The organism is Blastococcus sp. SYSU DS0973, from assembly GCF_054051055.1.
In genome coordinates this window covers 60,944-74,027 of record NZ_JBJHAN010000009.1, presented here as the reverse complement: position 1 = coordinate 74,027, position 13,084 = coordinate 60,944, and the positions used below count along the sequence as shown (strand labels likewise).

Annotated in this window: 14 protein-coding genes; 4 read left to right on the top strand and 10 right to left on the bottom strand. The window is 76.3% G+C overall.

All coding sequences use genetic code 11. The annotated features are described in order from the left end of the window. Positions 1–132 precede the first annotated feature (132 nt). From ACI791_RS14950 to mftE, 6 genes are all read right to left on the bottom strand, one after another. Positions 133–1,392 carry an MFS transporter gene (locus ACI791_RS14950; RefSeq protein WP_456586751.1) on the bottom strand — a complete coding sequence of 420 codons (1,260 nt, stop codon included), beginning with the start codon at positions 1,390–1,392 and terminating at the stop codon, positions 133–135. Between the two features lie 48 nt (positions 1,393–1,440). Further along, a complete protein-coding gene (locus tag ACI791_RS14945; protein WP_456586750.1) occupies positions 1,441–2,754 on the bottom strand; it encodes a GAF domain-containing protein in 1,314 nt (437 codons plus the stop codon). An 88-nt stretch (positions 2,755–2,842) separates the two neighbouring features. Beyond that, positions 2,843–4,108, bottom strand: coding sequence for a multidrug effflux MFS transporter (locus tag ACI791_RS14940; RefSeq protein WP_456586749.1), 1,266 nt, complete (start codon positions 4,106–4,108; stop codon positions 2,843–2,845). Between the two features lie 111 nt (positions 4,109–4,219). Next, positions 4,220–5,623, bottom strand: coding sequence for a mycofactocin biosynthesis glycosyltransferase MftF (mftF, locus tag ACI791_RS14935; RefSeq protein WP_456586748.1), 1,404 nt, complete (start codon positions 5,621–5,623; stop codon positions 4,220–4,222). Beyond that, the gene (locus ACI791_RS14930) at positions 5,620–5,811 is read right to left on the bottom strand and encodes a hypothetical protein (protein WP_456586747.1); all 192 of its coding nucleotides are present in this window, start codon (positions 5,809–5,811) and stop codon (positions 5,620–5,622) included. Before ACI791_RS14930 ends, mftF begins: the two co-directional genes overlap by 4 nt. A 181-nt stretch (positions 5,812–5,992) precedes the next feature. Then, entirely contained in the window at positions 5,993–6,688 is a 696-nt protein-coding gene (mftE, locus tag ACI791_RS14925) for a mycofactocin biosynthesis peptidyl-dipeptidase MftE (RefSeq protein WP_456586746.1), read from the bottom strand. 44 nt (positions 6,689–6,732) lie between these two features. Between mftE and ACI791_RS14920 the strand changes: the two genes are divergently transcribed. Both ACI791_RS14920 and ACI791_RS14915 read left to right on the top strand, forming a co-directional pair. Next, positions 6,733–7,122, top strand: a complete 390-nt coding sequence (locus ACI791_RS14920) for a YchJ family protein (RefSeq protein ID WP_456586745.1) — start codon at positions 6,733–6,735, stop codon at positions 7,120–7,122. A 38-nt stretch (positions 7,123–7,160) separates the two neighbouring features. Continuing rightward, on the top strand, positions 7,161–7,640 hold the full coding sequence (locus ACI791_RS14915) for a pyridoxamine 5'-phosphate oxidase family protein (RefSeq protein WP_456586744.1): 480 nt from the start codon (positions 7,161–7,163) through the stop codon (positions 7,638–7,640). A gap of 43 nt (positions 7,641–7,683) precedes the next feature. Here ACI791_RS14915 and mftC read toward each other — a convergent pair whose 3' ends face one another. From mftC to mftA, 3 genes are read right to left on the bottom strand one after another with little or no spacing between them, the layout of a single operon-like run. Continuing rightward, entirely contained in the window at positions 7,684–8,919 is a 1,236-nt protein-coding gene (mftC, locus tag ACI791_RS14910) for a mycofactocin radical SAM maturase (protein WP_347058503.1), read from the bottom strand. Further along, positions 8,916–9,242 (bottom strand): mycofactocin biosynthesis chaperone MftB, encoded by a 327-nt coding sequence (gene mftB / locus ACI791_RS14905; RefSeq protein WP_456586743.1) that lies wholly within the window; start codon positions 9,240–9,242, stop codon positions 8,916–8,918. The genes mftC and mftB overlap by 4 nt, the downstream gene beginning before the upstream one ends. A gap of 8 nt (positions 9,243–9,250) precedes the next feature. Further along, positions 9,251–9,370, bottom strand: a complete 120-nt coding sequence (mftA, locus tag ACI791_RS14900; protein ID WP_347058506.1) for a mycofactocin precursor MftA — start codon at positions 9,368–9,370, stop codon at positions 9,251–9,253. A 127-nt stretch (positions 9,371–9,497) separates the two neighbouring features. On the opposite strand from mftA, the gene mftR reads away from it, so the two are divergent. After that, positions 9,498–10,094, top strand: coding sequence for a mycofactocin system transcriptional regulator (gene mftR, locus ACI791_RS14895; protein WP_456586742.1), 597 nt, complete (start codon positions 9,498–9,500; stop codon positions 10,092–10,094). 130 nt (positions 10,095–10,224) lie between these two features. Continuing rightward, positions 10,225–11,457 (top strand): pre-mycofactocin synthase MftD, encoded by a 1,233-nt coding sequence (gene mftD, locus ACI791_RS14890; protein WP_456586741.1) that lies wholly within the window; start codon positions 10,225–10,227, stop codon positions 11,455–11,457. A gap of 55 nt (positions 11,458–11,512) precedes the next feature. Here the strand turns inward: mftD and ACI791_RS14885 are convergent, their stop codons facing one another. Continuing rightward, positions 11,513–12,955 carry a bifunctional 3-(3-hydroxy-phenyl)propionate/3-hydroxycinnamic acid hydroxylase gene (locus ACI791_RS14885; protein WP_456586740.1) on the bottom strand — a complete coding sequence of 481 codons (1,443 nt, stop codon included), beginning with the start codon at positions 12,953–12,955 and terminating at the stop codon, positions 11,513–11,515. Positions 12,956–13,084: the final 129 nt, after the last annotated feature.

Below are 13,084 nucleotides of genomic sequence, written 5' to 3'. Positions count from 1 at the left end.
GCGGAGTCTGACCCGAGAGGAGTGATTTAGGCCACGCTTATCTGCGCGGGAAGGCTGCGGAGAGCGCGATCGGCGCTCCGCACCAGCGTGCGGCGACGTTGCAGTCCCGTTGCACCGGGCCTTCCGCGGTCGTCAGCGGACGGCGGCGGGCTCCGCTCGCGCCGGCGCCGGTGCCACGGCCGGTACCGCCGCCGCGGTCAGCTCCCGGCGGCGCAGCACCGCCGAGGCGGCCAGCGCCACCAACCCGGCGGCCGCGAGCGCCGCGCCGACCCACCCGGGCGCGGTGTAGCCGAGCCCGGCGGCGATGACCAGCCCGCCCAGCCAGGCGCCCAGGGCGTTGGCCGCGTTGAGCGCCGAGTGGTTGAGGGCCGCACCCAGCATCTGCGCCTCCCCGGCGACCTCCATCAGCCGCAGCTGCAGGCAGACGACGAGGACCGAGGCGCTGGTGGCGAACAGGAAGATGACCGCGACGATGGTCAGCGGCGTGCGGGCGGCCACCGGCACGAGGGCCAGCAGCACCCCGGTGACCACGTTGGCGCCGACCAGCGACCGGAACAGCGCGCGGTCGGCCAGCCGTCCGCCGAGCGCCGTCCCGAGCACCCCGCCGAGGCCGAAGGCGAGGAGCACCAGCGGGATGGCGCCGCGGGACATGCCGGTGACGTCGGTGACCAGCGGCGCGATGTAGCTGTAGACGGCGAACATGCCGCCGAACCCGACCACGCCGACGAGCAGCGTGAGGAGCACCTGCGGACGGCGCAGCGCACCGAGCTCCGACCGAACGGTCGCTGCGCGGTTGCCCGGGGCCGCCGGAACCACCGCCGTCACCGCCGCCATCGTCAGCAGCGCGACTCCCGCGACCGCCCAGTACGCCGTCCGCCAGCCGTACTGCTGCCCCAGCCAGGTGGCCGACGGGACGCCGGCGACGTTGGCCAGCGCCAGCCCGAGCATGACCGAGCTCACCGCCCGGCCGCGCAGGTGCGGGGCGACGAGCGAGGCGGCCACCAGCGAGGCGACGCCGAAGTAGGCCCCGTGCGGCAGCCCGGCGACGAACCGTGCCGCCAGCAGCGAGCCGTAGCCCGGAGCCAGCGCGGTGAAGACGTTGCCCGCGACGAAGGCCGCCATCAGGCCGACCAGGAGACCCCGGCGGGGGAGCTTGGTGGCCAGCGCCGCGATCACCGGCGCCCCCACGACGACGCCCAGCGCATAGACGGAGATGACGTGCCCGGCCGTGGGGATGTCGATGCCGACGCCCTCGGCCAGGTCGGGCAGCAGCCCCATCGTGACGAACTCGGTGGTTCCGATGGCGAAACCGCCGAGGGCCAGCGCCACCACGGCGGCGGCGAGCCGGCCGGTGCTCAGGGGTGGGCGGTCGGCGAGGGGCGGTGCGATCACTCAGCTGCGAAGTCGTGAGCCGCTCTCAGCATTCCCGCCCCCGGCGGGTCAGCGTGCGCGACCGGCGAGCCGCAGGCGGTGCAGGTGGGCGGCCACCGCGGTCCGGCGCGGCGTGCCGGGCGGCAGGACCTCCAGCAGCGCCTGCCACACGCCGGCGTCCTCGCGAGTCTCGGGCAGCTGCGCGTAGCGCAGCAGCAGCTCGGGACGGTGGCCGGTCAGGACGGCGCGCCGCAGCAGCACGGCGAGGCGGTCGCGGGCCTGGCGGACACCGGGCGCGTGCGAGCCGGGCAGCACCGGGCCCGCGTACCGCTCGAGCGCGGCCGGGACGTCGCCGCGCGCGAGGAGCCGGCGGACCTGCTCGGCGTCGGTGCGCAGCCGGCCGACGAGCCGGTACGGGCGGGAGTCGAGCAGCTCCGCGCCCACCAGCCGGCGCAGCCGGGAGAGCTCGGCCCGGACGGTGACGGTCGCGGCGGCCCCGGCGTGGCACTCGGCGGCGAGCTGGGCGGCGTTGCGGCCCTGGCCCGACGCGGCGGCCTCGGCCAGCAGGAAGAGCAGCTCGGAGTGCCGGACCGACAGCTCCAGGGTCCGTCCGGGCAGCGTGAGCGCGGCGCGCTCGCGGCCGAGCACCTCCAACCGTGCCTCGACCGGCGGGCCGGCCGGGGCCGGGACGGTGGCCGGCCGCTCGCGGTGCAGCCAGCGCAGCTCGGACTCGACGGCGGCGACGGTCGCGCGGACGAGGGTGAGCACGTGCGGGCCGGCCACGGCGTCGCCGCCGGTGACGTCGATGGCACCCAGCACCGCCCCGGTCAGCGGGTCGTGCACCGGCGCGGCGGCGCAGCTCCAGGGCTGCACCGGACGCCGGAAGTGCTCACTGCCGTAGATCTGCACGGCGGCGTCGACCGCCAGCGCCGTTCCCGGGGCGTTGGTGCCGGCCACGTCCTCCGACCAGCGGGCCCCCTCGACGAAGTTCACGCCCTCCGCCCGGGCCCGCAGCTGCCGGTCGCCCTCGACCCAGAGCATGCGCCCGGCGGCGTCGGTGACCGCCACGATCATCTCCCCGGCCTCGGCGTCCTGGACCAGCAGCCGGCGGATCACCGGCAGCACCGGCGCCAGGGGGTGGGCGGCGCGGTAGGCGAGCAGCTCGGCGTCGAGCAGCTCCACCGGCGGCAACCCGTCCTCCGGGTCGACCCCGCTGCCGAGGGAGCGGCGCCAGGAATCGAGGACGACGGAGCGGACGACCCCCTCGGCGGGCAGCTCGCTGGCGCTGACCAGCAGCTCGTGCGCGGCGCGCAGCCGCCGGGTCCGCGCGGCGGTGGGCGCCCCGTCCGGCAGCGCCAGCCAGGGGTTGACGGCAGTGGTCACCGGCTGCGCCGCGGGGAGTGGCTCATGACACGGCCATCGTGACCCGTCGGCGCGCATTCCACCAGTGATCACGCCTCCCCGGGCCTGGTCAACGGGCCGGGGCGGGCTCCTCCTCGACCACGGGCAGCTGCCACGGCCGGACGACGGTGACCAGGACGACGATCGCCAGGATGAGCGCGGTGACGACGACGAGGCCGATCGCCACCGCGTCGTTGCCGAGGAGACCGACGACCGGCGAGACCGCCGCGCCGACGCCGAACTGGATCGCGCCGAGCAGGGCCGCCGCGCTCCCGGCGGCCTCCCCGTGCCGGGACAGCGCCAGCGCCGGGGCGTTGGGCAGGGCCAGCCCGCAGGCGAACAGCACCGCCCACAGCGCACCGGTCACCCCGACCAGCCCGCCGGTCCCCGTGCCGGCGAGCACGACCAGCGCGGCACCGGCGAGGGCGCCGGCCACGGTTCCGGCTACGAGCAGCGCCTGCGGCGACCAGCGGCGCAGCAGCAGCGGGTTGAGCTGGGTGGCCGCGATGAGCCAGAAGGCGCCGGCGCCGAAGAGCAGCCCGAACTGCTGCTCGTCCAGCCCGAAGTCGCGCTGGTAGACGAAGGAGGAGCCGGACACGTAGCTGAACAGCCCGGCCATGGTGAGGCCGGCGACCAGCACCAGCCCGACGTAGGTGCGGTCGCGCAGCAGGCCGCGGTAGACCCGCAGCGTGCCGATCACGCCCACGCTGCGCCGCCGCTCCGGGGGCAGGGTCTCCCGCAGCGTCGCCCACCCGACGACGAGCAGCAGCAGGCCGTAGGCCGCCAGCACGGCGAACACCCCGCGCCAGGTGGTGAACCGCAGGACCTCCCCGCCGATGGTGGGCGCCAGGACCGGCGCCGCGCCCAGCACCAGGAACAGCCGGGAGAGCATCGTCGCCGCGGCGCGGCCGTCGTAGAGGTCGCGCACCACGGCCAGGGCGATGACGGCACCGGAGGCCGCTCCCAGCCCCTGCAGCACCCGCAGCCCGCCGAGGACGCCGATGGTCGGCGCGACGAGCACGAGCAGCGAGGCGACCACGTGCAGCGCGGTGCCGGCCAGCAGCGGCCGCCGGCGCCCGAACGCGTCCGACAGCGGACCGAGCACCAACTGGCCCAGGGCCAGGCCGATCAGGGTGCCGGTGAGGGTGAGCTGGACGGTCGCCGAGGTGGTGAGCAGGTCCTCGGTGATGCTGGGCAGCGCCGGCAGGTACATGTCGATGGTCAGCGGCCCGAGGGCGACGAACGCGCCGAGCGTCAGCGCGGTGCGCGCGGCGCCCGGCCGGGCGGGCAGGTCGGCAACCGCTTGCGGGGCGACGCGGTTCTGGGTGGTGGTCACGGGTTCCCCGTCGGTCGATGTGGAGCGGGACCCACGCTGGTCGAACCGCAGTACGGCGACGACAAGGCGGGCACCGGCTCCGGCATTCCGCGCCCGGCGGGTCGCGCCCGGTCAGCGCGGCGGGCGGACGGGCAGGAGGGCGCGCGGATCGCGGGCGCGCAGCGCCCCGGCCCACAGGCCGGCCCCGTAGGCGAGGTCGTCGAGCCGCCGGGCCAGGCCGTGACGGACCGGCCCGGTCCGGTCCCGGTGCGGCCACCAGGCGGCCAGCGCGTCGGCGGTGGCGGCCGCCAGCAGCCACCCCCGCGCCCGCCGCGACCCCACGGCGGCGACCACGGCCAGGGGCCAGTGGTGCCGGGTGGCCGCACGGGCCAGCGACTGCCCGGACGCGGCGAGTCCCCGCACCGCCAGCCCCGCGGCGAGCGCGGCGGGCACGGGCTCCCCCGGCCGGGCCAGGCGGCGCGCCAGCCGGGCCCCGGTCACCCCGAGCACGGCCAGCGCGGCCGCCCTCCCCCGCCGGTCGCCGGCGACCAGCAGGGCCCAGGTCAGCGCGCTCTCCGGGGCGATCACCAGCGGCGACACCGCGCCGCCGTGCCGGGCGGCCAGCAGCGCCGCCCCGGTGCCGTAGAACGCGCGGCGGCGCAGCCAGTCGGACAGGCGCACCGGGTGCTCGTGCGCGACCTCCGCGGCCGGCTCGTACCGCACCCGGCGGCCGGCGGCGGTCAGCCGCCAGACGAGGTCGACGTCCTCGGCCACCCGCAGGTCCTCGTCGAAGCCCTCGCCCAGGGCGGCCCGCCGCACGAGCAGCGCCGCGCTCGGCACGTAGGACACCGACGACAGCGGCCGGACCGCCGCCGGACGGGGTCCCATGTCGAGGGGGCCGGCGACGTCCTCGTAGGCGCTGACCGGGCCGCGGGGCCCCCCGGGCAGCGGCACGATCCGCGGCGCGACGACGGCCAGCCGCGGATCGGCCAGGTGCGGGCGCAGCCGGGCCAGCCAGCCCGGCCGGGGCACGCAGTCGGAGTCGAGGAAGGCCACCAGGTGGGTGCCGGCGGCGGCCAGGCCGGCGTTCCGGGCGGCGGCAGGCCCTCGGGAGACCTCGGCGCGCAGCACCCGGACCCCGTCGGCGGCGGGCACCGGGACCGCCGAGCCGTCGTCCACCACGATCACCGGCAGGCCGGCGGTGCCGGGGTCGGCGCGCAGGGCGGCGAGCAGCCGGGCCAGCGCGGCCGGGCGGTCCCGGACCGGGACGACGACGGTGACGTCCGCGCCTCCGACGCCGGGCGGGAGGTCCGGGTGCGCGAGGCCGGCGTCCAGCAGCCGGGCGGCGAGCGCCGCGCTCGTCGCGTCCCCGACGACGAGGCGGTCGGCGGCGAGCAGCGCGGCCGCGCGCGGGGAGAGCCGCAGCAGGCGCAGCGGCGAGCCGCCGAGCAGCGTGGCGCCGCCGTCCCGCCGGCGGACGCGGGGATCGAGCCGGACGGCGAACCCGTCGGGCAGCCGGTCGCCGGGTGGGGTCACGCCCGCGCCAGGACCTCGTCGGTGGTGGCGGAGGATCCCCGCGGGGCGTAGCCGCCCGTCACCCGCAGGGCGCGCTCGTGCTCCTCCTCGCCGGCGCCCACGCAGGCGTCGGTGACCACCTCGCCGAGGACGTGCGGCAGGTCGACGACGACCAGCCAGCCCTCCTGGCCCGCGCCCGCCGTGGTCATCCCGTCCGCCCCCGTGCTCGTGATCGACGCCCGGGCCTGGCCCGCTCCCCCGTGGACCCTAGCCGCGAGGCCGCCGCTCCGGCGGCGCGACGACCGGAACCTCGCCGTCGGCGTTCCCGGTGACGGTGGAGACCGCCTGATCGACGCGGCACCGCCTCCGACGCGGGGCGGCTCCGGGGCACTACTCCTGGAGCCGCCCCGCGTCGCCGATGCGCCACTCCCGCACCGCCGCGACCAGCCGCCCGGCCAGGTCCGCCACCAGCTCCGCCCCCTCGGCGGCCGACGCGCCCGCCGGGTCGCCGAGCACCCCGTTCGGGCTGACCGCCCGCACACCCTCGGCGCGCATCCGGGGTAGCAGCTCCCGCAGCGACGCCGTCTCCCCCGGCTCGGCCCGCTCCTGGCGGACCCCGCCGGGTTCCACGTGCAACATGAGCGATGTCTCCACCCGTCCGGCGTGGGCGTCAGCGCCGGGCACGGCGCACGGCCACCAGGCCACGTCCCGCCCCTCGGCACGGAGCAGCGGCACCGCCGCCCGCAGGGCGTCGATGTTGCCGCCGTGGCCGTTGACGACCAGCAGCCGCCCTGCCCACCGGCCGGCCGAGCGCCCGTACTCCACCAGCAGCGTCGTCAGCGCCTCCGTGCCGATCGACACCGTGCCCGGGAAGCCCTCGTGCTCCCCGCTCGCCCCGTAGGCGATCGCCGGGGCCAGCAGCGCGTTCCCGACCCCGGGCACCGCGGCCTGCGCGACCGCCTCGGCCGTCCGGGTGTCGGTCGCGAGCGGCAGGTGCGGACCGTGCTGCTCCACCGAGCCGAGGGGGACGACGAGCAGCGGCCGCTCGGGCAGCTCCGGCCAGGCGGCGCCGGCCAGGGAGGGCATCGCCGCAGCCTAGCCGCGCCGGACGGTTGGCAGACTCACTGGTCATGAGCACCCGACCAGCGCCCGGGCGCTGCCCCTGCGGAACCGGGCTGCCCTACGCCGAGTGCTGCGGGCCGCGGCACGACGGCTCGGCGCCGGCGGCGACCGCCGAGCAGCTGATGCGCTCGCGGTACAGCGCCTTCGCCGTCGGCGACGCCGCCTACCTGCTGGCCAGCTGGCACTCCACCACTCGGCCGCCGACGGCGGAGCTGGACCCGACGGTGCGCTGGACCGGCCTGGACGTGCTCGCCACCACCGGCGGCGGGCTGCTCGCCGCCGAGGGGACGGTGGAGTTCCGCGCCTGGTACGTCGCCGGCGGCGAGCGCGGCAGCCAGCACGAGGTCAGCCGGTTCGCGCGGGAGGACGGCGCCTGGCGGTACCTCGACGCGGGGTGAGGGTGTCGGGCGGAACCCCTGTGGGCACGAGCCCGGGCATGACCACCGAGGACACCCGCAAGGTCGCCGAGTTGATCAGGGGGGAGCGCTTCGGCTTCCTCACCACGATCGCTCCCGGCGGGAAGCTGACCAGCCGCCCCATGACGCTGCAGCAGGTGGAGTTCGACGGCGACCTGTGGTTCTTCGCCGAGCGCGGCTCCCACCCGGTGGCGCACATCGCCGCCTCCCCGCAGGTCAACGTGGGCATCGGTTCCGGTGGCACCTGGGTGTCGCTGACCGGGCACGCCCGGGTGGTCGACGACACCGCGAAGAAGAAGGAGCTGTGGAACGGCGGCGTGGAGGCGTGGTTCCCGAGCGGCCCCGAGGACCCCGACGTCGTCCTGATCAAGGTCGAGGGCGACTCCGCGGAGTACTGGGAGAGCCCCGGCGGCCGCCTGGCCACGGCGTTCAGCTTCGTGAAGGCCAAGGCCACCGGCGAGCGGATCGACGTCGGGGACAACAAGAAGGTCGACCTCTAGCCCGGCGGCTCCCCGGTGCCGGCCCGCGAGCCGGCACCGGGGATCAGCGCAGGTCGAGGCCCGCGAGCGGCGACTCGTCGCAGATCTTGGCGGGGGGCAGCGCGGGCATGCCGAGCAGCGTGGGCTGGCCGCGGACCGGACCCTTGTGCGAGTGGTCGATGTGGCTCTTGGGCGCCACCAGCCCGAGGTCGCGCGCCGCGAGCGCCGTCTCGCCGTAGCCCTGCACGCACTCGGGGTCGGGACCGTCCAGCGGCAGGCCGGTGAAGAACTTCGCCGCCATGCAGCCCCCCCGGCAGGCGTCGAAGTGCGCGCACTTGGTGCAGGCGCCGCCGGTCTGCGGGTTGCGCAGGTCGGCGAACAGCTCGCTGGACTGCCAGACCCGCTGGAAGCCGCCCTCGTCGCGGACGTTGCCGGCGAGGAAGTTCTCGTGGATGGCGAACGGACAGGCGTAGACGTCGCCCACCGGGTCGATCAGGCACACGACCCGGCCGGCGCCGCACAGGTTCAGCCCGGGCAGCGCCTCGCCGAAGGCGGACAGGTGGAAGAACGAGTCACCGGTGAGGACGCGGTCGCCGTTGGCCAGCAGCCAGGAGTAGAGGTCGCGCTGCTGGGCCTGGGTGGGGTGCAGCTGGTCCCAGACGTCGGCCCCGCGGCCCGACGGCCGCAGCCGGGTGATCCGCAGCTGGGCGCCGTATCGGTCGGTGAGCGCCTTGAACTCGTCGAGCTGGCCCGCGTTCTCCCGGGTGACGACGACGGAGACCTTGAAGTCCTTCATCCCGGCCTCGGCCAGGTTCTCCAGCGCCTTGACCGCGGTGGCGAAGGAGCCGGTGCCGCGGACGCGGTCGTTCACCTCGGCGGTGGCGCCGTCGAGGGAGATCTGCACGTCGACGTAGTCCGTGGCCGCCAGCTGCGCAGCGCGCGCCTTGTCCAGCTTCACGCCGTTGGTGGAGAACTTGACGCCGACGTCGTGGCCGATGGCGTAGTCGAGCAGGTGCCAGAAGTCCGGCCGCACGGTCGGCTCGCCGCCGCCGACGTTGACGTAGAACACCTGCATCCGCTGCAGCTCGTCGATGACCGCCTCGGCCTCGGCGGTGGACAACTCGCGCGGATCACGACGTCCGGACGAGGACAGGCAGTGCACGCACGCAAGGTTGCAGGCGTAGGTCAGCTCCCAGGTGAGGCAGATCGGGGCGTCCAGGCCGTACTCGAACTGGTCGACGAGGCGCCCGCCGACCGGGCGCTCGGGCGTGGCGGGACGGGACGGCAGGACGGCGGTCATCGGGGGGCCTCCGGAGTCCTTCTCTCGATCATCTGCGAGCGGGCGAGGTCGGCCAGCGCCGTGACGTAGGCGCCGCGCTGGGCGTCGGGGACGCCGCAGGCGGTCAGGGTGGCCTCGGCGCTGGGGTGGTCGCCCAGCGCCTCGACGACGGCGACCAGCGTCTTCGACTTCAGGAAGGACAGCTTCCGGTTGCCGAAGTGGTAGACGAGCGCGCCGAACGGCTCGGGCCGCAGCGCGACGGACCGGGCCCGGCGCCAGGGCAGCCCCGCGTCGAAGGCGCAGCTCCCCCCGGTCGCCGGACCGGTTCCGTTCGTCGACGGCACGGCGTCGATCAGTACACCCCGCACATGCCGTCGATGGAGACCTCCTCGACGAGCGACTCCTCGACGAGGGCCTCCTCGGTCGCAGGCGCCTCGGGGGCGATGACGTCGGTCTGGGTGGGCTCGGGCATGAGGGCCTCCGTGAACGCGATCACATGGTCGGGGCGGACGTTAGTGACACCCGGTGCCAGGAGCAACAGCGGGGCCTCCCGTGTCCGCCCGGCCGCGCAGGGCGGGGCCGCGGGGCAGAATGCGCCCGTGGCGGGGACGAGGGCGGCGCCGGCCGCGCCTCCGGCGGGGCGCGCCCGCGTGGAGCGGGCGGCCCTGGACCTGTTCACCGTCCGGGGCTTCGAGGACGTCACGAGCGACGAGGTGGCCGACTCCGCCGGCATCAGCCGCCGCACCTTCTTCCGCTACTTCCCGACCAAGGCCGACGCCGTGTGGGGCGACTTCACCGGGCACGTGGCCCGGCTCGCGCAGATGCTCGCCGCCGCCGACCCGGACCAGCCCGTGCTCACCTCGGTGTGCGCCGCCTACGTCGAGGTGAACGACTACCCGGACGCCGAGCTGCCGCTGCTGCGCGAGCGGATGCGGCTGATCCTCACCGAGCCGGCGCTGCTCGCGCACAGCCAGCTCCGCTTCGCCGAGATCGACCGGGTGGTCGCGGGGCACGTCGCGGCGCGGACCGGGACCTCCCCGGCCGGGCTGCTGCCCCGGCTGGTCGCCGCGAGCACCCGGGCCGCGGCCACCACCGCGTTCGAGGCCTGGCTCGCCGACGAGGACTCCAGCCTGGCCGCGCACCTGCACCTGGCGTTCGACGAGATGGCGGCGGGCTTCCCCAGCCTCCGCCGCTGACCTGTCGCGGCGACCGGCGCGCGGCCCGGTGTGGCCGCGGTCTCACCGTCGGCAGTAACCTGGCACTGAGTGCCACCGGCCGTCGGGCCGGTCCGCCCGCCCGGTCGACCGGGCCGACAAGGAGGTTCCGATGGCCAACGCGTGGTTCGAATCGGTCGCCGAGGCGCAGCGGCGCGCGAAGAAGCGGCTGCCGAAGGGCGTCTACGGCGCCCTGGTCGCCGGCTCCGAGCGGGGGGTGACGCTGGAGGACAACCTCGCGGCGTTCGCCGAGATCGGCTTCGCGCCGCACACCGCGGGGCTGGCCAACGAGCGGAACATGGCCGTGACGGTCATGGGCCAGCCCATGTCGATGCCGATCGTGATCAGCCCGACCGGCGTGCAGGCCGTCCACCCCGACGGCGAGGTCGCCGTCGCCCGTGCCGCCGCCGCCCGTGGTGTGGCGATGGGCCTGTCCTCGTTCGCCAGCAAGCCGGTCGAGGAGGTCGTCGCGGCCAACCCGCAGACGTTCTTCCAGATGTACTGGGTCGGCACCCGCGACGAGATGCTCGCCCGCATGGAGCGCGCGAAGCGGGCCGGCGCCGTGGGCATGATCGCCACGCTCGACTGGTCGTTCGCCTACGGCCGCGACTGGGGCAGCCCGTTCATCCCCGAGAAGATCAACTTCGAGGCCGCCCGGCGGTACGCGCCGCAGGTGCTGGTGAAGCCGCGCTGGCTGCTGGACTTTGCGCGCACCGGGCAGATCCCCGACCTCACCGTGCCCAACATGGTCGCCACCCCCGGCGAACCGGCGCCCACGTTCTTCGGCGCCTACGGCATGTGGAGCGCCTCCCCGATGCCGACGTGGGAGGACGTCGCCTGGCTGCGCTCGCAGTGGGACGGGCCGTTCATGCTCAAGGGCGTCATGCGGGTCGACGACGCCAAGCGCGCCGTCGACGCCGGCGTGACCGCCATCTCGGTGTCCAACCACGGCGGCAACAACCTCGACGGGACGCCGGCCTCGATCCGCGCGCTGCCGGCGGTGGCCGATGCGGTGGGCGACCAGATCGAGGTGCTCCTCGACGGCGGCATCCGGCGCGGCGGCGACGTCGCCAAGGCCCTGGCCCTGGGCGCCAAGGCCGTGCTGATCGGCCGCGCGTACCTGTGGGGCCTGGCCGCCAACGGGCAGGCCGGCGTGGAGAACGTCCTGGACCTGCTGCGCGACGGTCTCGGCTCGGCGATGGTCGGCCTCGGCCGCCCGAACGTTTCCGACCTGTCCCGCGACGACCTCGTCGTTCCTCCGGGCTTCGAGCACCAGCTGGGCGGCGCCGCCGTCGAGAACGCCCTGCTGGCCAGCTCTCCCGCCCGCCGGCGGCGCGAGGCCTGACGCGCGACGGCCGGGGGATGCCCGCTGACGGACGTCCCCCGGCTGCGGTCGCGGCTCACATCCGCACGGAGTGCACGATGCGGTCGGGGCGGACGCGGACCAGCGCCGCCCCGCCCAGCCAGCGCCCCAGGGCGCCGGTCGGGTCCTCGATCCGGAGCGCCGTGCCGTCGGGCCGCCGGATCCGCAGGTCGGATGTGATCTCGACGTAGCCGTCACCGAGGACGTCGTCCAGCCGGCGGGGACGACCGTCGACGAGGACCTCGGGCTGGGGGAGCAGCGTCCCGGCCAACCTGCGGCCGGCGCGGCCCCGACGGGCCACCAGCGGGCCGCGAGCCAGCGGCGGGGTGCGGCTGTCGGTGGCCAGCCGGGCCACCGCCGGGATGCGCCGGACGGCGGCCAGCACGAGCCTCCGGACGACGGCGCCCCCGCGCCCGCCGCCGGTCATGAGCCGCCCGAGCAGCAGCGCCACCCGGATCAGCGCGCGGGCGTGCGGTTCCCGCTCGGCGCGGTAGGTGTCCAGCAGCGGGTCCGGCGCCTCCCTGCGGAGGACGGCAGCGAGCTTCCAGGCAAGCTGGTGGACGTCGCGCAGCCCGAGCCCCAGTCCCTGGCCGACGAACGGCGGGCTGAGGTGGGCGGCGTCGCCGGCCAGCAGCACCCGGCCGTCGCGCCAGCGGTCGGCCACCTGCGCCCGGAAGGTGTACTCGACCGCGCGCAGCACCTCGATGTCGGCGGCACGGGCGACGGGCGCGAGCAGCACCGCCAGCCGCTCCGGGGCGGCCAGCTCCTCGGCCGTCTCCCCCGGTGCCAGCCGGAACTCCCAGCGGTACCGGTCGCCGGTGACCGGCATGAACGTGGCCGCCCGGTGCGGGTCGCACACCTGGTGCACGCCCGGCCAGACCGGCAGCGGTTCGGGCGCCCGCGCGTCGACGACGAGCCAGCGGTCGGCCGGGCCGAGGTCGACCATCCGGGCGCCGATCAGCTCCCGCACGGTGCTGTTGGCGCCGTCGCAGCCGAGCACGGCCGCTGCCCGGACGGACCGGTCCACCCCCGTCGCCCGGTCGGTCACCCGCACGGTCACCCCGCCGCCGTCCTGCTCCAGCCCGGTCACCTCGCTCCCGCGCAGCACCTCGATCCCCGGCGCCGACGCCCCGGCGGCGGCCAGCACCTCCTCCAGGTCGGGCTGGTGGACGAACGACCCCTGCGGCCAGCCGTGGCTCCCGGCGTCCGGGGCGCGGCGGAACTCGGCGAGCACGCGGTGCGCGCCGTCGAGCAGCCGCAGGCCGGCCATCGGCCGGCAGCGCGCTGCCACCTCGTCGGCCACCCCGGCGGCCTGCAGCACCCGGAACACCTCGTCGTCCAGGTGCACCGCCCGCGGCAGCGGATAGGGCGCCGCGTGCCGTTCCACGACGACGACGGCCAGCCCCCGGCGGGCCAGCAGGAGAGCCGCCGTCAGCCCCACCGGGCCGGCACCGACCACGAGGACGGGGGCGCCGGGCATGCCACCAGTCTCACCGACACCCGTCCCGCCGGCTGCAGCACGTTGCACCGCACGTCTCCCACCTTGACGGGCACGGCACCGGCTCAGCAGTCTGTGAGGCACTGCACACGCCGTTGCGACGTGTGCTCG